The organism is Staphylococcus sp. 17KM0847, assembly GCF_013463155.1.
Taxonomy (GTDB): domain Bacteria; phylum Bacillota; class Bacilli; order Staphylococcales; family Staphylococcaceae; genus Staphylococcus.
In genome coordinates this window covers 500,057-519,756 of the sequence record NZ_CP040781.1, presented here as the reverse complement: position 1 = coordinate 519,756, position 19,700 = coordinate 500,057, and the positions used below count along the sequence as shown (strand labels likewise).

15 protein-coding genes are annotated in these 19,700 nt (G+C 35.3%); 5 read left to right on the top strand and 10 right to left on the bottom strand.

Features of this window, described 5'->3' with window-relative positions; genetic code table 11:
* Nucleotides 1-272: 272 nt before the first annotated feature.
* Both cozEa and fabI read left to right on the top strand, forming a co-directional pair.
* Nucleotides 273-1,370 carry a lipoteichoic acid biosynthesis protein CozEa gene (gene cozEa / locus FGL66_RS02485; protein WP_180810044.1) on the top strand — a complete coding sequence of 366 codons (1,098 nt, stop codon included), beginning with the start codon at nucleotides 273-275 and terminating at the stop codon, nucleotides 1,368-1,370.
* 166 nt (nucleotides 1,371-1,536) lie between these two features.
* Nucleotides 1,537-2,307: an enoyl-ACP reductase FabI gene (gene fabI, locus FGL66_RS02480; protein WP_180810043.1), complete on the top strand. Its 771-nt coding sequence runs from the start codon at nucleotides 1,537-1,539 to the stop codon at nucleotides 2,305-2,307.
* A gap of 125 nt (nucleotides 2,308-2,432) precedes the next feature.
* Here fabI and FGL66_RS02475 read toward each other — a convergent pair whose 3' ends face one another.
* The 7 genes from FGL66_RS02475 to FGL66_RS02445 form a co-directional block, all read right to left on the bottom strand.
* A complete protein-coding gene (locus tag FGL66_RS02475; RefSeq protein WP_180810042.1) occupies nucleotides 2,433-6,884 on the bottom strand; it encodes a G5 domain-containing protein in 4,452 nt (1,483 codons plus the stop codon).
* Nucleotides 6,885-7,237: 353 nt separating this feature from the next.
* Complete coding sequence (locus tag FGL66_RS02470) at nucleotides 7,238-9,070, bottom strand: monovalent cation:proton antiporter family protein (RefSeq protein ID WP_180810041.1); 1,833 nt, start codon at nucleotides 9,068-9,070, stop codon at nucleotides 7,238-7,240.
* Nucleotides 9,071-9,081: 11 nt separating this feature from the next.
* Entirely contained in the window at nucleotides 9,082-10,467 is a 1,386-nt protein-coding gene (gene mgtE, locus FGL66_RS02465) for a magnesium transporter (RefSeq protein WP_180810040.1), read from the bottom strand.
* A 24-nt stretch (nucleotides 10,468-10,491) separates the two neighbouring features.
* A complete protein-coding gene (locus FGL66_RS02460; RefSeq protein WP_180810039.1) occupies nucleotides 10,492-11,346 on the bottom strand; it encodes an RluA family pseudouridine synthase in 855 nt (284 codons plus the stop codon).
* Complete coding sequence (locus tag FGL66_RS02455) at nucleotides 11,343-12,152, bottom strand: NAD kinase (RefSeq protein WP_180810038.1); 810 nt, start codon at nucleotides 12,150-12,152, stop codon at nucleotides 11,343-11,345. The genes FGL66_RS02460 and FGL66_RS02455 overlap by 4 nt, the downstream gene beginning before the upstream one ends.
* An 11-nt stretch (nucleotides 12,153-12,163) precedes the next feature.
* A complete protein-coding gene (yjbM, locus tag FGL66_RS02450; protein ID WP_180810037.1) occupies nucleotides 12,164-12,796 on the bottom strand; it encodes a GTP diphosphokinase in 633 nt (210 codons plus the stop codon).
* A 16-nt stretch (nucleotides 12,797-12,812) separates the two neighbouring features.
* Nucleotides 12,813-13,160 carry a UPF0738 family protein gene (locus FGL66_RS02445; protein ID WP_180810036.1) on the bottom strand — a complete coding sequence of 116 codons (348 nt, stop codon included), beginning with the start codon at nucleotides 13,158-13,160 and terminating at the stop codon, nucleotides 12,813-12,815.
* A 131-nt stretch (nucleotides 13,161-13,291) separates the two neighbouring features.
* Here FGL66_RS02445 and FGL66_RS02440 point away from each other — a divergent pair, with 131 nt between their 5' ends.
* From FGL66_RS02440 to yjbH, 3 genes are all read left to right on the top strand, one after another.
* The gene (locus tag FGL66_RS02440; RefSeq protein WP_180810035.1) at nucleotides 13,292-13,891 is read left to right on the top strand and encodes a CYTH domain-containing protein; all 600 of its coding nucleotides are present in this window, start codon (nucleotides 13,292-13,294) and stop codon (nucleotides 13,889-13,891) included.
* Nucleotides 13,892-14,199: 308 nt separating this feature from the next.
* Complete coding sequence (locus FGL66_RS02435) at nucleotides 14,200-14,571, top strand: truncated hemoglobin YjbI (RefSeq protein WP_180810034.1); 372 nt, start codon at nucleotides 14,200-14,202, stop codon at nucleotides 14,569-14,571.
* A 15-nt stretch (nucleotides 14,572-14,586) separates the two neighbouring features.
* Nucleotides 14,587-15,375 (top strand): protease adaptor protein YjbH, encoded by a 789-nt coding sequence (gene yjbH / locus FGL66_RS02430; RefSeq protein ID WP_180810033.1) that lies wholly within the window; start codon nucleotides 14,587-14,589, stop codon nucleotides 15,373-15,375.
* A gap of 476 nt (nucleotides 15,376-15,851) precedes the next feature.
* On the opposite strand, the gene pepF is transcribed toward yjbH, so the two are convergent.
* The 3 genes from pepF to FGL66_RS02415 all read right to left on the bottom strand — a co-directional run bounded on the left by pepF (nucleotide 15,852) and on the right by FGL66_RS02415 (nucleotide 19,523).
* Nucleotides 15,852-17,663, bottom strand: a complete 1,812-nt coding sequence (gene pepF / locus FGL66_RS02425) for an oligoendopeptidase F (protein WP_180810032.1) — start codon at nucleotides 17,661-17,663, stop codon at nucleotides 15,852-15,854.
* 73 nt (nucleotides 17,664-17,736) lie between these two features.
* Complete coding sequence (locus FGL66_RS02420) at nucleotides 17,737-18,702, bottom strand: competence protein CoiA (protein ID WP_180810031.1); 966 nt, start codon at nucleotides 18,700-18,702, stop codon at nucleotides 17,737-17,739.
* 113 nt (nucleotides 18,703-18,815) lie between these two features.
* Complete coding sequence (locus FGL66_RS02415; protein WP_180810030.1) at nucleotides 18,816-19,523, bottom strand: adaptor protein MecA; 708 nt, start codon at nucleotides 19,521-19,523, stop codon at nucleotides 18,816-18,818.
* Nucleotides 19,524-19,700 lie beyond the last annotated feature (177 nt).

Below are 19,700 nucleotides of genomic sequence, written 5' to 3'. Positions count from 1 at the left end.
CCGTGCAATAAAATCTTAAAAGTAACTATAAGGATAGACTTATCTTTTGATAGCAATTACACAACTCAAAATGCTATTAAACAGCTACTCTATTCTTCAAATTTAATTTATGTTACTGATATTTACTTCTCTCAATTTACAATTATAGTACCATTTAAATGACCAACTTTTTTTACTTAGAAACATTGTTTTATGTCTTGTTGTATCTTTATTGCTTATTGTTTTTGGGATATACTGTATAATGAGTATTTTATAATATAGGAGGTACAGTAATGACCAATAAAGTTTGGTTTCGTTCCGGTGTAGCCTTGTTGCTACTTTTTTTACTTATCAAGTTATTTTTAGATGTTCATTTCATATTTAAACCTATCGTCGTCATCATCCAATCTATTCTACTCCCTTTACTACTTAGTGGCTTTCTTTTTTACATTTGTCTACCCTTCCAAAAGATGATGGAAAAAAGACATATTCCGAGATGGGCAAGTATTACAATCATTTTACTTGCACTCACTGCTATGGGTGGTGCAATAGTTGGTGTCGTTGGACCAGTCATTGCCACACAAATTGAAAATTTAATTCATCAACTCCCTTATATTCAACGAGAAACACAAACTTTAATTAATTTTGCTTTGGAGCAACGTGATAAATTACCTAATGAAGTCACTACAAAAATTAATGAGATGATATCAAAGTTCGGTACGATGACATCTGATATTTTATCCAATTCATTAAATATCGTAACAAGTATTATTTCTACATTATTTTTATTAATTTTAGTACCGTTCTTCTTAATATATATGCTCAAAGACCATGAGCGTTTTATCCCTGCTATTGCTAATGTTTTTAATGGAGAACGTAAAATTTTCGTTGTTAACTTACTTAAAGACTTAAACCAAACTTTGATGTCTTATATCCAAGGTCAAGTTACTGTTAGCCTCATTCTAGGTGCCATTTTATATGTCGGATACACAATTATCGGACTTGAATACACACTTTTACTTGTGATGTTTGCAATTGTAGCCAATATGATTCCATTTTTAGGTCCATGGATGGCCTTTTTGCCAGCAGGTATTTTAGGTTTGATTCAAAGCCCTACCACATTTGTTTGGGTTTGTATTATTACATTAATTGCCCAACAGTTGGAAGGTAATGTTATTACACCAAATGTTATGGGGAAATCACTAAATATTCATCCGTTAACAATTATTGTTGTCATCTTAGCTTCGGGTAGTCTTGGAGGGTTTATGCTTATCCTTGTGGCAGTACCACTCTATGCTGTCTTAAAAACAATTGTACGTAATATCTTCAAATACCGTCATCAAATTATGCACAAAGCCCAAAGTATCGTTGATGACAAATCTTTTCAATAATATATTTTAAATGAGATAGAAATCCTTGATATCAATCGAGCTTTCTATCTCACTTTTTAGCTTAAAAATCGAATAATATAGCAGAGAGGGTTATTCATTGTATTATTTTAGCAGCTGATGTTAAAATTAATACAATCTATAACTAATGATAAAGGAGTATAGAATATTGATGAATTTAGAAGGCAAAACTTTTGTAATTATGGGTATTGCGAATAAACGTAGTATCGGTTTTGGCGTGGCTAAGGTATTAGATCAACTCGGTGCCAAACTCGTATTTACTTATCGTAAAGAAAGAAGTTTTAAAGAACTTGACAAACTTATCGATCAACTGAATCAATCCACAAAAAACGTTTATCAAATAGATGTACAAAGTGATAGCGATGTAGAAAATGGATTTGCACAAATCGGACAAGACATCGGCAAAATTGATGGCGTATTCCATTCTATTGCGTTTGCTAATGTTGAAGATTTGCGTGGCCGTTATTCCGACACATCACGTGATGGCTTTTTGCTCGCTCAAGACATTAGCGCCTATTCACTTACAATCGTAGCTCGCGAAGCACGTAAGATTATGAATGAAGCTGGCAGCATTGTAACATCGAGTTATATTGGCGGTGAGTTTGCAGTTCCTAACTATAATGTAATGGGCATCGCTAAAGCAAGTTTAGAAGCATCAGTAAAATATTTGGCTGCAGACTTAGGTCAAGATAACATTCGTGTCAACGCTATTTCTGCTGGACCTATCCGTACATTAAGCGCACGTGGTGTAGGTAACTTTACAACTATTTTAAAAGAAATAGAAGAACGCGCTCCATTGCGCCGTAACGTCGACCAAGAAGAAGTGGGCAAAACAGCCGCTTACTTACTGAGTGACTTCTCATCTGGTGTTACAGGTGAAAACATCCATGTTGATGCAGGCTTTCATGCTATAAGATAAATCAAGGGTATTCTATCTCTATCATATTACAAAACAAAAATTAAATTTACTAAAATCAAAAAACGGGTTTCATGAACTTAAACATGAAACCCGTTTTTTCACAGCTAGCTTATTCTATCTCATTTTTATGACTTCTCTTGTTTACGTCTACCCCATAAGAATATTGAGCCTAACAATACTGTAAATGCACCTAATAACGTTTTATTGTTATTCTCATGACCTGTATTAGGCAACATATCTTGAGTTTGACTTACTGCTTGTTGTTTTTTCCGACGATGATCATCCATTTCCTGTCTAGCTACTGAAGATTGATTATCAATAACTATATTAGATTTTTCTTTATTTATTAATGTTTGATCTTCTGTACGCGTTACGATTTCTTCTACTTCTTTTATATCTGTTTTACTGATTTTATCCGACGACTCTTTAGTTGATTTTGGACTTATTGGATTTTTCTTCTCTCCTTTTCCAGGAATAACCATTGTTTCTTCTTCCGGCAATGTTGGACCTTCAACTGCTTTAGAACCATATTTGATGACTTCATCCACTGGTGCTTTGATGACTTCGCCTGTGACTGGGTCTTTTAGACCAGGCTGTCCTTGTGTCACTATAATTCTTTCACCAGCAGGTAGATTCTTATCGATCACTTCTCTCGTTTTGTATGGCTCTTCGATTGGCGCATAGTGAATGATTTCTTTTACAGGCTCTTTTGTGATTTCTTCCACTGCTTCTTTTCCCGGTACTTTTGTCGTTGTCTTTTCTCCAACTTCTCCTTGTTGTTTTACAACATCTTCACTTCCCGGTTTTAAGCTCTTATCTAGTTTTCTTTCTGTTTCATATGGAATCACTTCTTTTTCAACAATTGTTTCTCCTGTTCCTACTTTGACGACTTCATCCACTGGTGCTTCTATGACTTCCCCTGTGACTGGGTCTTTTAGACCCGGTTGCCCTTGTGTCACTACAACTCTTTCACCAGCAGGTATGTCCTTATCGATCACTTCTCTCGTTTTGTATGGCTCTTCGATTGGCGCATAGTGAATGATTTCTTTCACAGGCTCTTTGGTGATTTCTTCCACTGCTTCTTTTCCCGGTACTTTTGTCGTTGTCTTTTCTCCAACTTCTCCTTGTTGTTTTAAAACATCTTCACTTCCCGGTTTTAAGCTCTTATCTAGTTTTCTTTCTGTTTCATATGGAATCACTTCTTTTTCAACAATTGTTTCTCCTGTTCCTACTTTGACGACTTCATCCACTGGTGCTTCTATGACTTCCCCTGTGACTGGGTCTTTTAGACCCGGTTGCCCTTGTGTCACTACAACTCTTTCACCAGCAGGTATGTCCTTATCGATCACTTCTCTCGTTTTGTATGGCTCTTCGATTGGCGCATAGTGAATGATTTCTTTCACAGGCTCTTTGGTGATTTCTTCCACTGCTTCTTTTCCCGGTACTTTTGTCGTTGTTTTTTCTCCAGCTTCTCCTTGTTGTTTTACAACATCTTCACTTCCCGGTTTTAAGCTCTTATCTAGTTTTCTTTCTGTTTCATATGGAATGACTTCTTTTTCAACAATTGTTTCTCCTGTTCCTACTTTGACGACTTCATCCACTGGTGCTTTGATGACTTCGCCTGTGACTGGGTCTTTTAGACCAGGCTGTCCTTGTGTCACTATAACTCTTTCACCAGCAGGTATGTCCTTATCGAACACTTCTCTCGTTTTGTATGGCTCTTCGATTGGCGCATAGTGAATGATTTCTTTCACAGGCTCTTTTGTGATTTCTTCCACTGCTTCTTTTCCCGGTACTTTTGTCGTTGTCTTTTCTCCAGCTTCTCCTTGTTGTTTTACAACATCTTCACTTCCCGGTTTTAAGCTCTTATCTAGTTTTCTTTCTGTTTCATATGGAATGACTTCTTTTTCAACAATTGTTTCTCCTGTTCCTACTTTGACGACTTCATCCACTGGTGCTTCTATGACTTCCCCTGTGACTGGGTCTTTTAGACCAGGCTGTCCTTGTGTCACTATAACTCTTTCACCAGCAGGTATGTCCTTATCGAACACTTCTCTCGTTTTGTATGGCTCTTCGATTGGCGCATAGTGAATGATTTCTTTCACAGGCTCTTTTGTGATTTCTTCCACTGCTTCTTTTCCCGGTACTTTTGTCGTTGTCTTTTCTCCAACTTCTCCTTGTTGTTTTACAACATCTTCACTTCCCGGTTTTAAGCTCTTATCTAGTTTTCTTTCTGTTTCATATGGAATCACTTCTTTTTCAACAATTGTTTCTCCTGTTCCTATTTCAATAATACGATCTTGTTTTTCAGTTAAAACTTTTTCTGTTGTTTTTGGGTTCTCAAGTACACCGGTTTGTTCATTGACTTGATAGACTTTAGTAATTTCTTTCTGACCATTAATGCCTGATTGTATTTCTTGTTCTGTTCCAGCTGGTAGATCTGGATTGTATTTAATGATTGTCTTATATGGAATCGATCTTATATCAATTTCTTTTGTACCTACTTCTATGATTTGTTCTATCGCCTCTTTAATTTCGACATTCTGTGTTGGATTGGATAGTTTTCCTGTTTCCGAATCGACTTCATATGTTGTTATTGTTGTTTTTTGTCCCTCTTGTCCTTCTTGTTGAACACGAACGTACCCTACCTCTTGATCTACACTTACATATCTCTTTTTATACGGGATCGGTTCCATTAATGTTTCTTTTGTACCCACTTCTATAATTTGCTTTACCGCTTCTCTATTTTCGACGTTCTGTGTTGGGTTTGATAATTCCCCTGTTTTTGGATCAACTTCATATGTTGTTATCGTTGTTTTTAGACCATCTTGACCCTTTTGGTTAATTTTGATATGACCCTTTTCTTTATCTACACCTATATATTCTGTATCAAATTCTGTACTTTCTTCTTCTATACTTTGATTATTTACACTTATCACCTTTGTTACAGGTTTTTGTACTACTTCTATTTGTGGTGCTTCATTCGGTTTTATCGTAACAATTTGCGAACCGGTTTTGCCTTCAACAAGCGTTTCTTGTTCGCCTATCTCTTTATCTGGATTAGGTTTGGCTTGATATACCGTATCAAAAGCAGCCTCTTCTCTTTTTACAAGTTCACTAACGACAGCAACATCAGCTAAATCTTCATATTCTGGTACCCAATATGTATTATGAGTGAACTGTCTCAAATTAAATACGTCTGCATAGTAAAAATCACTTTTATTAATATCATCACCAATTGTATGCCATTCACCTGTGTTACGCGTTATCCCAATACCTTTTTGCGCATAAAGACCATGTTCATTAAAATCACCCACTTTTATTTCTTCTGGATGTTCAATATAATAATACGATGAATCATTAGCATTTGTATCATCAGGCATGTAACGCATATCATCAATAGATTGTGAGCCGCTTGATGCATCATTTACACCATCTTCCATCTCCACAAAACTACGCCACGCTAATCGTGCATCCAATGGTAAATAAGGCGTTTTTTGATATTGTTCTGCTGAAATATCAAATTCTACCTTAAGACCGATTGCCCCTTTAACAAGGGTATTAATAGCATAAGATTGAACAACTTCTGACAGTGTTTGTGCACCCGTGTTAGGCCAAATACTACCGTATTCGTCTTTTCCAATATTATTTTTAACAACTGAAATAGGTGTAATACCTTGGGCTTTCAGTTCTAAATATTTTTCATAGCTTGGAATACTTGTGTATTCTTTTGTCCATTCTTCATATTCATCATACGACATCTGTCCTAATTCCATTTCAACGTCGTGTGGTGTATGCGTTTCTTCTTCTCGTGTCCCAATCAAAGTAAATTTAACATTTTCGGCAAATAGTGGCAGTGTCACATTGAACGTACTTCCCGTTTGAATATGATCACTAGACAAAACAGGGTTTAATGAAACTTGATAATCATATTTTACACGTCCATCTTCTTGAACACGTGCTTGTCCCGGTGTAACGTCTACACCGCCTCCACCAACTTGACGTAAATTGGTTGTTTCTTCTGTTGGCTCTGTACTATTGGTAGCCGATATATCTGCTTCATTTGTTGTTGCACTTCTTGTAGATATTGCTTTATCTTCATCCAATGATTCTGCTGTTTGTTTTTTGACCGATGTTGTGTCTGTTGAATTATGATGAACAGTGTTTACATTTTCCTCTGTTGTCGACTTAAGCGCGTTGGCAGACTGTATTTCCTTATCATCTGATAAAGATGATGCTACATTATGACTCGTCTCTGCCATTGTTGCATTTGTATCACTTATATTCTCAACTTCTCCTAGGTTCGACGCTTCATCATTTTGTTCAATCATGGGTTGCGTATTTTCCGTTTCATTAGACACATCTTTATCAAGTTCTTCTATTGTTTGATGTTGTGTCGTATCACCTAATACGTCTGATGTTGATTGAGACGTCGGATTCAAGCTATTTTCTGCTGCTTCTACGGAGTGTGTTGCCCCTAAAAAGATAAGTGTAGATATCATCGCTGATCCTACCCCAACAGAAAATTTACGAATGCTAAAAATGTTTTTTCTCTTAGTAGATTGTTGCATCTTCATTAATCCAAATCCTTTCCATTATTTCATCTAATATGAGATACCTGTTCATTTTAAGGCGTACTCATATTAGGGAGATTCATCTATTATGACACCTATTCAGTGCGCATTAAAATTTCCATAAATAAAATTTAAACATTGCACAATACAACTCTTCACTATTTAATTAATAATGAAAATGTATTTCTATTTATTATATTAAGGTCGTACATAATTTTAAATAAACAATTTTATATATGGCAAGATTGTATCATTTTAGACGAAAAATATTACGAATTTGTACACATTTTAATCACTTTACTTTCTAAACACAAAAAGACTAACGTGCAATGATACACATTAGTCTTTTCAATATTTTAGAACATTTCTAATTCAATTTTAAGTTGGTCTACGTATTCTTTTGTACCTGTAACAATCAAACGATCGCCATATTGTAATTGCGTATCACCATGTGGCACAATGGATTCATTATTACGGATAATACGCACAAAAATGATATCTCCACCAAATGGGAAGTTGCGTAGTTGCATCTGATCAAAGGCATAGTTATACATTCCGATTTCATATAACGATGTTTCTACATTACTTAATAAGTTCAGCATATTTGGTGTTTCTATCATACCTTTAAGTAAAATTTGATTACTTTGGAAATTACTAAACAACTCAATATTTTTATTGCGTAACACTTGCGCTTCATCATTAGTCTCCAAACGACAGATGACACGTTCCACACCATGATCTTTTGCCATTAACGCAACTTTACGATTAATCTCATCATCATTTGTCGAACATACCACAATGTCACTTTCAAATAACCCTAGTCGTTCTAATATTTCTGACTCGTAATCTGCAATCTCAACCATCGTAATATCATTGGATAATGTACGATGATCTGTTAAATCTTTACGATAGTATAACGTCACTTGATAGAGTTGCGAGCTTAAATTTTGTGCAATTGGAATTGAGAGCTGATTTTTTCCAATCATAGCAACTTTAATTATACGTTGCATTTCATCTGGAATTGGGATCAATCGCTTAAATACAATTGGAACAAAAACACAAGTGATTACAGCACTCAAAATTAAGATACCTGATATTTCTTCACTAATGGTACCCAGACTCTCAGCAATTTTAGCTGCTGCAATCACAAGCGACAATGTCGAAGTCAATAAAAATCCAGATGCAATCGTCGTTTTCATATCAAACCAACGCTTAATTAACATTACAGGAATAAGTTTCGATATAATAAACGCTAAAATTAAAATAGGAATAATAATTAATAGCATAGGCTCTTTGATTAAAGATGGAATATCTAAATCAACACCTACCATGATAAAAAAGATAGGAATAAAGAAACCATAACCAAAAGAATCTAACTTTTCAACAAGGTCTTGATCAGGACCTAAGAGAGACACAACCACACCTGCTAAAAAGGCACCTAAGATGTTTTCAGCACCTACACCTTCTGCTAAAGCGACCAATAAAATAATCAATGCAAATATAGCACGAATACCGATTTGGGTTGTTCCATCCATAAGTTTATCAAATAAGGGCGCTCGTTTAAAAAGTCCACCCAAAAAGTAAAACAATATCGTAAATACAACCAATATCCCAATCAACCATATCGTGCCACCACCTGAGGCATTGATCGCGCCATATACAGTCAGTAATAGCATTGTCCCTAAGTCAGCTAATACAGCAACGAGTAAAATAAATTGTCCAATCGTTGTCTGCATCATATTCATCTCTTTGAGTGTTGGAACAACAACACCCAGTGAGATTGTTGAAATAATAATAACCATTAACAATACATCATCAATCAAGCCAACCCATTTGAATGCATACGCTAATCCTATTGAAATAATCATGATCAGCATAAAAACATAAAGTGCCAATGTAAAATGACTCGGTCCATTATCTGCATCTTTTTTCTTTTTCGACTTATCTTTTTTAAATGCATTAAAGTCAATCTCTAAACCACTTAAAAACATTAAGAAAATAAAGCCAAGTGTAGACAAGATATTAAGAACATCATCACGATGTACAAGATTTAAAAATGAATTTCCGATGACAATCCCCATCAAAATTTCTGCGACGACCACAGGTAAAAACGCTATTTTTAATTTACTAATGATAATCGGTGTAAGTAACGCCGCAACGATGACGATAACAAGTGAAACAAATTCCATAGGTTACCCCCTTAAATGAGATAATTCATAAATGATGTTGCTAAGCCAAAATAAATAAGCATGCTCACAATATCATTAATCGTTGTAATAAATGGGCCACTCGCAACAGCTGGGTCAATACCTAGTTTATTCATCAAGAGTGGTATCACTGAACCAATCGTTGTACCTACTGTCATCGCAATTGTTAAGCTCACGCCAACAATAAGTGCAAGAAAAGGTTGATGATAAATAATAATAATAATCAAACAGAGTGATACTGCGCAAGTAATACCTGTTAAAAAGCCACTTCCTGATTCACGTAACGCTAATTTAAACTTACTCTTTTCGTTAATTTCACCAGTAGAAATATTGCGAACAGACACGGCGAGTGATTGTGTGCCTGAGTTTCCTGACATCCCACTAATAATAGGAATAAATGCTGCTAATAAAGCCACCTGTTCTAAGGTACTTTCAAATGAACCTAAAATAGAAGCCGTTATCATCCCTAATACTGTTAGAATTAATAACCATGGTAAACGTTTAAGTGCAGTTTGAAAAATTGTATCATCTGTTGAATCAATATCAGACACCCCGGCTAAACGTGAATAGTCTTCACTGGCTTCTTCATCAATAACGTCAACGATATCATCAATTGTAATAATCCCTAAAAGGTGATTTTGATAATCAACAACAGGTATTGCGATAAAATCATAGTCTCTCATCATTTGCGCAACATCTTCTTGGTCATCTGCGACATTTGCACTAATAATACGCTCACTCATAATGTCTTCAATATACGCATCATTTTCTGCAACAATAAGATCACGTAACGAGAGTACACCGACAAGTTTTTTATCTTCATCAACTACAAAAATAATATATATTGTTTCAGCATCGGGTGCTTGCTCTTTAACGCGCATTAATGCTTCGTGTACAGGGGTATTAATTGTCAACGAAATATATTCCGTTGTCATAATACCACCAGCAGTATCCTCTTCATAATGCAATAATGCTTTAATTTCTTTTGCTTCATCACGATCCATCAACATTAATAGACTCGCAACTTTGCGTTTTGAGAGTTCATTTAATATATCTACGGCATTGTCATAAGACATATGCTGTAAGACATGACTGGCATATGTCGCATTCATCTCTTCAAATAAGTCTTCATACTCAGATTCATCGATTTCCAAGTTTTCAAAGAAGTCTGAGACCTCTTCCGGAGATAAATATTGGTACATTTTTTGACGTATGTCGTCGTTACTTTCTTCAAAATATTCACTTTGATCGTACGAATGCATCTCTAAAAATTCATCACGAAAGGCATCAATATCTTCATTTGCGATTAAATCATCTAAAAATGCTTTATTATATTTTTCCTCATCGTCTAATCGTAATTTTTCGTTATCATTGGACATATGCGTCACCTCCATTAATTGATTTTATAGTGTTGCTAATAGCGTATCAAAGTTCGGCGTATGAGATACAATATGTATACGTTTATCCGTTAAAGGATGATTAAAACATATTTCTGAGCATTTGAGTAGCTGAGCCGTAACTTCTTTATGCGCTCCCCCATACAATGCATCTCCTACTATTGAGTGACCCATGTGTTGAAAGTGTACGCGAATTTGATGTGTTCTACCCGTTAACAATTGTACACGACACCATGTATATTGTGACGTAACTTTAATCGGATCATATAGCGTCTTGGCATATTTGCCATTCGGTGCAACAACTCGTGTGATAATGCTATCAGCTGCACGTGCTATCGGCTCATCTATTATCCCCGGTTTACGTACTTGACCTAGACATATACACTCATATACCTTTTTTATTGGAGTCAAAGACATAATATGATGCAAATGACGTGATTTCGCTATCACTACAATTCCCATTGTATCGCGATCTAAACGCGTCACAATATGAGGTATTCCCTTTTCTTGCTGTCGTGTCATATGCGCTAAAGCCTGCTCAACTAGACTCTTATGTGGGTGTTCACGGGATGGTGCGCTATTTTGATGTTGCGGCTTAGCTACGACAAGTAACCCTTCATCTTCATATAAAATATCAAGTGGTACATCATACGGTATAAGATGTGGACTAGGATGTTCAATAGGTAAACGCACTTCTACTTTATCCCCAACCTGCAAAATATGACGCACTGTCTTCGGGATATGATTAACGAGTAAAGCGCCATCCCGTTTAATGGCGCTAATCGTCTTTTTTGAAAAATATTGCGTATATAAAAATGTTTTAAGCGATTGTGTTTCAGTTACTGTATATGTAAAAATCACATGTCATCACCACTGGAAATAAAGGAATCATGTACACGTTTCCAGAACGGAAAAGGTCGAAAACGTGCAAAGCGAATTTTTTCATTGGCTACACGATACTGAATGGCATTAACATTTTTATGTTTTACACTCACATGATCAATTGTTGTTAAAATAACATCATGATTCACTGGCTTGACGTGGCATGTATGATGTTTCGGTAAAACGAGTGGCGAGCCTACTGTACGGAACACACGGTTATTAATAGATGCAATCTCCGCTATTTGAATGGCTTCTAGTGATGGATGAATCAATGCACCACCCAATGCTTTATTATACGCGGTAGACCCTGATGGTGTAGATATACACAATCCATCCCCACGAAAGCGTTCAAAATGTTGTCCGCGTAAGTCTAAATCTACAACTAATGTCGTGCCATCTTCTGTCTTCATCGTTGCTTCGTTCAGCGCCAAGTAACGCGTTTCGTAGCCTTTATCATTATAGCGCACAATAATTTCTAATAATGGGTAAGCAATCACTTGAAAATCTGAGTTATGGATTTCAATAATCAACTTTTCTACTTCGTGTGGAAGCCAATCTGCATAAAAGCCCAAATGACCGGTATGTATACCTACAAATGCACAGCGTGATAACATGTGACTATATTGGTGAAACGCCTGTAATAGTGTTCCATCCCCTCCAACAGAAATAACGATTTCTGGATCTTCTGCATCCTCTACCATCTGAAAATCTTGCATATGACGCATCATTTTATGTTTCAACGCTTCAGACTTCGCATCTCCCTTTGACAAGATGACATAACGCATAGCTCCACCTCTCACTCTTCATGCTTATGTGCACGTTTTTTAGAATAATATTTTTGTGCCTCTTGAATCTCATCCTTAATCTCAGACATCTCTTCATCCAATGAAAATGCTGCCTCTGCTGCTCTTTCAAGACGCGTCTGTATTTCTGGAGGATAATCTCCATCATATTTATAACGCAGCGTATGTTCAATTGTCGCCCAAAAGTTCATCGCTAACGTTCGAATTTGTATCTCTGCTAAAATTGTTTTGGTTCCACCTAATGTTTCAATTGGATAAGCAATGATCACATGGTAAGAACGGTAACCACTTTGCTTAGTGTTATTAATATAATCACGTTCCTCAACAACTTTAAAGTCTTCACGTTGACGTAACAAAGCGACTACTTGATCAATATCTTCTACAAATTGACACATCATGCGCAGCCCTGCAATGTCATACATTTGTTCAGACAAACAGTCGAAAGGAATCCCCCTTTTGTTCGCTTTATCGATAATGCTCGTAATCGGTTTAACACGTCCAGTTACAAATTCAATCGGCGAATGATGTTCTGTAACTTCATATTGTTTACGCAATCCTTTGAGCTTCACCTTGAGTTCATCAATGGCTTGTCGATAAGGTGCTAGAAAAATATCCCATTGATTCATACTACTTCACTCCGCTTCATACGAGTTCAAACGTTTCTTCAACAGCCTCTACAAACGCCTTCCCATAATTCGAGTTCCCCTCGATATTCTCTAATAAATAATCCAACTCTGTTTTAAAACGCGTTAATTCCAATTGATCATTAATAATTACTTTCTTGTCTCGATGTTCATGCAACATAGACCATGTTTCTTGAACAAAGATTAAATACGAAAACGACGCACCATCATCTAAAAGATAGACAAATGCATTATTATCACTATCAACAATCATCTGTCCAGCTTCCGCATAATTTTCTGTAGGTTGGTCTGTATAACATAAAATAGCTCCATCTTTAATTTTGATTTCATTTACATAAATACGCATATGTACGCCTCCTTATCAAATTATAGTTTAACATACTTTGAAAGTCTGCTCATTGTTCAATTCTTTGATATTTGAAATACTTTTATTCATCAACAATGTCAGGCATAATAAATTCAAAGGAGTGACTCATTATGGCAGTCGAACACGAAATCGAGTTTAAGCAAATATTAGAACCTTCTACATATGAAGCAATCAAAGCAACTTACTTTTCATCTTCTCAGAGCTTTTCGCAAATCAATCACTATATTGACACACCCGACTTACAAATTATTAAGCATAAAATGGCGTTACGTATACGTGAGAAAGCTAACGGAACCAATGAATTAACATTAAAAGTGCCTGCTCATGTCGGATTAACAGAATACAATCATCTCACATCCTTCCAGCCTATCTCAGATCACCATGTACCTGAAACATACATCACACCCGATATTAAAAAAATTTTGCAACAATATCATATCGATGTATCCTCTTTAAAAGTCTTAGGGACACTGACCACACATCGAATGGAAACGCAGCTTCGTATGGGACTTCTTGTACTCGATCACAGCCAATACTTAGGCAAGGAAGATTACGAACTTGAATTTGAAGTCTCTTCTTATAAAGAAGGTCTGTGTGCATTTGAACAAATTTTAAGTCAATTTCAACTTAAACATCAACAACCTGCCAATAAAGTTCAACGTTTTTTTGAACAGCAACAAAACTTATTCAACAATCATACAAGTTCTTAAGATGAATATCACCTTCTCAGAACAGCAACTCAGATTGAAACATCTTGCTATTCATATACTGTCAATCCAGTTGACTGTACTAGTGATGAATATCTCATTTAAAGTGGCTTAATTTTAGATTACTATAACAGAAAATAAGCGATGTATCTCTTGAGTATATCTGATTATTACATTGATATACGAATAGGAAGTTGAACACTGCACTGAGTCAACAATATCCAGACTTATGCTATAAGTGTTTTTACTTTGAAATGTAAAAATTCATGTTATTATTTATGTATAGAATGAAACTAAAAAAGGTGATAAGTATGACAAAAACGCCTTATGAAGTGATTGGTCAAGATGCACTGTATCGCATGATTGATCATTTTTATAGATTAGTCGAGCAAGACAATCGTATTAATCATTTATTTCCGGGCGACTTTGCTGAAACTGCACGTAAACAAAAGCAATTTCTCACACAATTTTTAGGTGGCCCTGACCTTTACACACAAGAGCATGGTCACCCCATGTTGAAAAAAAGGCATATGCCCTTCATTATCGATGAGTATGCTAAAGAGGCTTGGCTTGAAAATATGCATACTGCCATTCAAACCGCGCAGTTTCCAGATAATGTAGGTGATTATTTATATGAAAGACTGCGGTTAACTGCCAATTATATGGTTAACACAGAAAATTAATTGTAGGTGAAAAACATGACGGAAGAATTAAGGGTTGTAGTGAATAGCTGTTCGAATGATACAGACCTTTCACCGGTAAGTAAGATTGAAATCTATTCGTTTTTCGATCCGTTTAGTAAAGACAGTTTTAAACTATCTGCTATTTTATCTAAATTAAGAATTGAATATAACCAATATATCCGTATTCGCCATATTCTAAATCCGTCTTTGCGCATACTTACAAAATGCCAAGCACAGAGTACATCAGATCGTGATAATATTGCACTCGTTTTCAAGGCAGCAGAATTACAAGGTCGTTCAAGGGCACATCGTTTTATGCATCTTATTCAAAATGAAATTATCCCTAAAAAAGATATTATTACTGAAAAGATGATTGCAAAATGTATTATTAATGCTGGTCTTGATTTCGACGTATTTCAAGAAGACTTGAAAAACGGCAAATTACGTGACAGTCTAAAAGTTGATTTGCATATTGCACGTGAAATGGAAATTGATATAGCACCTTCTCTTGTATTTTTTAATGAAGATGTTCAAGAAGAAGGATTAAAAGTTGAAGGACTCTATCCTTATCATATTTATACGTATATTATTAATGAAATGATGGGGGCGCCGATAGAAAAGAGCCTACCACCTGCACTTGCTGACTATATTCAACAAAAACAATTGGTTACTGAAGAAGAATTGCGTACGATCTATGAATGGCCTGAACGTACATTGCGTAAAGAACTAAAAAAACTAATGTTACAACGTAAAGTTGAAAAATTAAAACATCCAGAGGGTGAATACTGGAGATCACGTATGTAACCATTGATTCATACAAAAGGAAATCATCTTAAATGCGTGCGTAAATACTTGTAATTGACAGTAGGTATCTAAAGTAAAAAGTATTTTTTACTGTTAATCACACTTGCTGGAGTGGGACTACGAAAGCTTTTGCAAAAAGCGCTTTCTCTCCCACTCTTTTTTGTTGATACATGTGAAATGAAGTACAATAAACTTAGTCACTTCTATAAATATAAACGCATACCGTAGTCATTGTAGTTTTATACATCTACGGTATGCGTTTATCATTTTAAAAAATATCATAAAAAAACGCCGTGTTCGAACACGGCGCTAAACAAAGGGGATGGGAGAAATTTTTCACTTCAAACAAAGGGGTATGTTTGTTATGTGATTAATTTCATGCTCATAATATATCATGCCTCTTGATGGCTTTCAACCCTTTAACTTACAAAAATTAAAAATTTCACAATTCCGTCATATTGTAAGCGAATTCACAATTATACTGTTTCCATTAACTTTTCAAACGCATCTAACTTTTGTTCAAAAACATGTAATGCTTCTTCAATTGGCTGAGGTGTATTCATATCTACCCCTGCATTTTTCAATAACTCGATAGGATAATTAGAACTTCCTTTTTTCAAAAATTCATTAATATATCTCTCAACTGCAGGTTGGCCCTCTGTTAAAATTTGATGACTTAAACTTTGAGCTGCACTATAACCCGTTGCATATTGGTATACATAATAATTCATATAAAAGTGTGGAATGCGTGACCACTCTTTACTAATATGCTCATCTGTTTCAACCGTATCTCCAAAATATTGACGATTTAATTGTGCGTATTCTTCATTCATGCGCTGTGCTGTCAATGGCTCCCCTGCTTCTTCTATTTGATGAATTTTATGTTCAAATTCTGCAAACATTGTCTGACGAAATAAAGTAGCACGAAAGCGCTCCAGTTCTTGATTAAGCAATAAAAGTCTACGCTTGTCATCTAAATGCTGTTCCATGTAGTGACTCAGTAATGCCTCATTACATGTTGATGCCACTTCTGCTACAAAAATGGAGTAACCACTATATGTAGAAGATTGATGTTTACGACTAAAATAACTATGTACAGAATGACCAAACTCATGCACAAGTGTAAATAAGTCTGATACTGTGTCTGACCAATTTAATAAAATAAACGGGTTGGTTTGGTGTGCACCTGATGAATATGCACCTGAACGTTTACCTTTGTTTTCATAAACATCTACCCAACCATTGCTTAAACCTTCTTTAATTACATTTAAGTATGTGTCGCCCATTGGTGCTAAGCCTTTAAGCATCCATTCAACCGCCTCATCATAAGGCATATCAAACTTAATATCTTTTACAAGTGGGGTATACATATCATACATTTTCAAATCATCGATACCTAACAATCTTTGACGTAACTTTGTATATCTATGTAACAAAGGTAAATGCTTATGTACGGTTTTCACCAAGTTATCGTACACCGTTTCCGGTATATAATTATGACTTAAAGCTTGTTCACGTGCTGTTTTATAATGATGTGCACGTGCATTAAATACATGTTTTTTTACTTCTCCTGCAAGTGTCGCACTCAAAGTATTATTGTATGCACCGTAAGCTTTATACACACTATTGTATGCTGATTCACGTAACACACGATCATCGGATTCCAAATATTTAATAAATGTTCCTTGTGTCAGAGGATGTTGATGTCCATCTTTATCTGTTACGTCCTCAAATGTCAAATCTGCATTATCGAACATACTAAATACATTGCTCGCTGTCGACAGCGCATCTTGTGCTTCAGTTAAAAGTTTCTCCTTATCAGCATCTAAAACATGTGGTCGTTGACGATTAATCATCTCTAACGCAAATGCATAATGTTTTAAATCGTCATGTGTATCTAAAAATGTTTGAAGTGTTGTTTCATCGATTTGTAATAATTCAGGCACTAAAAAGCTCCATGCTGAACTAAAACGAATGATTAACTGATGTGCACGCGCTTCAAAACCTGTATACTTATCGTTGCTAGTGTCTTGGTCTTGTTTCAAGTGTGCATAAACATAAACAGATTCTAGATCTCCCTCTATTTCATCTTGTAAACACAGCGCTGCATAAAGCGTTTCAGCACTGTCACCCAAGTGACCTTTATACTGTTGTTCTTCACCAATACGATTCGATACTTGTTCAAACGCACTTTCCCAAGCTGTATCATCTTTAAAAATGGTTGTCAGATCCCATGTATGTTCTGGATACTTTTGTTCCTGTGCTTCTCTCGTAACTTGATTTGTCATCGTATGCCTCCTACAATTATTTGATAATTAACGCTATTTTCTCATTTTTAGATAAAAAATGCACATCATTAAGTTATATTTTTAAAATTTTTCTATAACACTCACTTAATCGATTAATAATTTCAGGATGTGGCTTATCATTGATTGCAAAATGTCTAAACTTCATACATTTAGATAATACATCATACACAGAGCGTTGATAATAGATTGCTTCCAACAGTTTAAGCTGCCATAAGACAGGATGCGTAGAAACGTACAACTGTTCTGGAAAAATAAAACCCGTTATTCGAGTCACTTGTATGTCTGATAATTGTAAACGATACATAATCGATAACACTTCATCGTGGACCGTGTTTTTACGACGACATTGTGCAATATATTGAAGAATACGCGTCACACTTATTTTTCTTATCATATTATTTGTATATTGTGTCGAGTCATAATGTGTTAATAACTGATAATATGACAGTTCATGCTTCTCTGCCACAAACTGACGAGGCGTAATCGCTATTATGTTCGATAGATAAAACAGCTTACCTGTGTGAATATCTACACTATACAAACCATGCTGTTCTGGTCTTATACACGTTTGTTGTAACTGATTGAAATAATAAGTTCCACACTTATATCGTGGTAATGCTGTTAACCATATCACTTTATATCCTGCTGATGTTAGCCCTTTAGTTCTATTAGCAATGTCTACTGGCGATATGGCGCTCAACTGTATTTCAATAACATATTGATCCACAATAATATCAGGGATTTGATTAATATTGTAAACATAGGGTTCAAGTTGAACATCATTATATTTTTTAGAAAATAACTCATAAATTTTATGCTTTAAATAACAATGTACTTCTGATTCTCTCCTTCCTGTATGTTTATGATGTGACAATGTACGATGCGCAAAGTGCGGTACCTTACAACAACCACTCCTTAAAATCACAGGCGCTTGACATATGGGACAATAGTAAGCTTCTGTTTGGTCTGCATATTGGGCTAATATACGTTCTTTCCTTTTATTATAAGCTATGAGCAAAACAATCACCTCATAATATCACACGTCTATTTCTGCCTAATTACTTTAAACCATAAAAAAGATGCCATACAAACAGAAAATGCTTGCATGACACCTTTTATCGATGACATTAATCACAATGAAAAATATCTCTTAACTTGTTCTGTTACATTATGGCTCATAACGATCTTTCCATAGTCATTGAGATATACTTCCGTTTTATCACTTAACTTCGCAAACTCTAACATTTGACTATAAAAATCATGGATTTGTTCTTCTGTCACATCTGTATCAAAATGAACTGCATAATAGTACGTTTTATCAATCATATACAATAAATCTTCAAATTTTGTCAATTGTTGATTGTTGTGATAGGCATAATCAATTAATGATTCTAAACCTTCAAACTTGAATAATGCTGTTCGAGTTAATGGCATTGTACCTCGTGAAGCACTATGATTTTTCGTTGTTTCACGCTGCTTTCTTTCTTTGTTTTGATCAGATGTATCTTGTTCTTTTAGTGATTGTGATAAGAGATCATTTAAGTGATTATCAATTTCTTCAAAAGCGTTATTTTCGTCTGATACATCCATAAGAGATTCATCTTTTGATTTTGAAATTGTCACTTCTACACCTTTTTCAAAAGCGTGTACTTGAATCCAAAGTGGACCCTCTACAACAAAATCTTCTTCTTCATTAACTTCTTCCATAACAGACCAAAAAAACTCTTCTCCACGTTGTCGGTTTGTCCATAAATCTTCACGACGAAAACCACGTGCTTCAATATCTGTATATGTGATAAATAGTTTTACTGTCATATCGTCAATACGTTCTATTCTCATATCATCACACTCCCTTACAGTCGATGAATAGTACCCCTATTGTATGAAATCATCATTCAAATTACAATTTTTTTGTTTCTTTATTTCCTTAATATACTCTTATTGTAACATATACCATCATTCCCTAAATAGAAGAGATTAAACAATATCATTCATTATTTCAACCTTATCATTACA

What these genes read in the sequence shown, in the direction of transcription:
- cozEa (WP_180810044.1), top strand. Translation starts at nt 273, where the DNA reads ATGACCAATAAAGTTTGGTTTCGTTCCGGTGTAGCCTTGTTGCTACTT.
- FGL66_RS02475 (WP_180810042.1), bottom strand. Translation starts at nt 6,884, where the DNA reads ATGAAGATGCAACAATCTACTAAGAGAAAAAACATTTTTAGCATTCGT.
- FGL66_RS02470 (WP_180810041.1), bottom strand. Translation starts at nt 9,070, where the DNA reads ATGGAATTTGTTTCACTTGTTATCGTCATCGTTGCGGCGTTACTTACA.
- mgtE (WP_180810040.1), bottom strand. Translation starts at nt 10,467, where the DNA reads ATGTCCAATGATAACGAAAAATTACGATTAGACGATGAGGAAAAATAT.
- FGL66_RS02455 (WP_180810038.1), bottom strand. Translation starts at nt 12,152, where the DNA reads ATGCGTTATGTCATCTTGTCAAAGGGAGATGCGAAGTCTGAAGCGTTG.
- yjbM (WP_180810037.1), bottom strand. Translation starts at nt 12,796, where the DNA reads ATGAATCAATGGGATATTTTTCTAGCACCTTATCGACAAGCCATTGAT.
- FGL66_RS02445 (WP_180810036.1), bottom strand. Translation starts at nt 13,160, where the DNA reads ATGCGTATTTATGTAAATGAAATCAAAATTAAAGATGGAGCTATTTTA.
- FGL66_RS02440 (WP_180810035.1), top strand. Translation starts at nt 13,292, where the DNA reads ATGGCAGTCGAACACGAAATCGAGTTTAAGCAAATATTAGAACCTTCT.
- FGL66_RS02435 (WP_180810034.1), top strand. Translation starts at nt 14,200, where the DNA reads ATGACAAAAACGCCTTATGAAGTGATTGGTCAAGATGCACTGTATCGC.
- yjbH (WP_180810033.1), top strand. Translation starts at nt 14,587, where the DNA reads ATGACGGAAGAATTAAGGGTTGTAGTGAATAGCTGTTCGAATGATACA.
- pepF (WP_180810032.1), bottom strand. Translation starts at nt 17,663, where the DNA reads ATGACAAATCAAGTTACGAGAGAAGCACAGGAACAAAAGTATCCAGAA.
- FGL66_RS02415 (WP_180810030.1), bottom strand. Translation starts at nt 19,523, where the DNA reads ATGAGAATAGAACGTATTGACGATATGACAGTAAAACTATTTATCACA.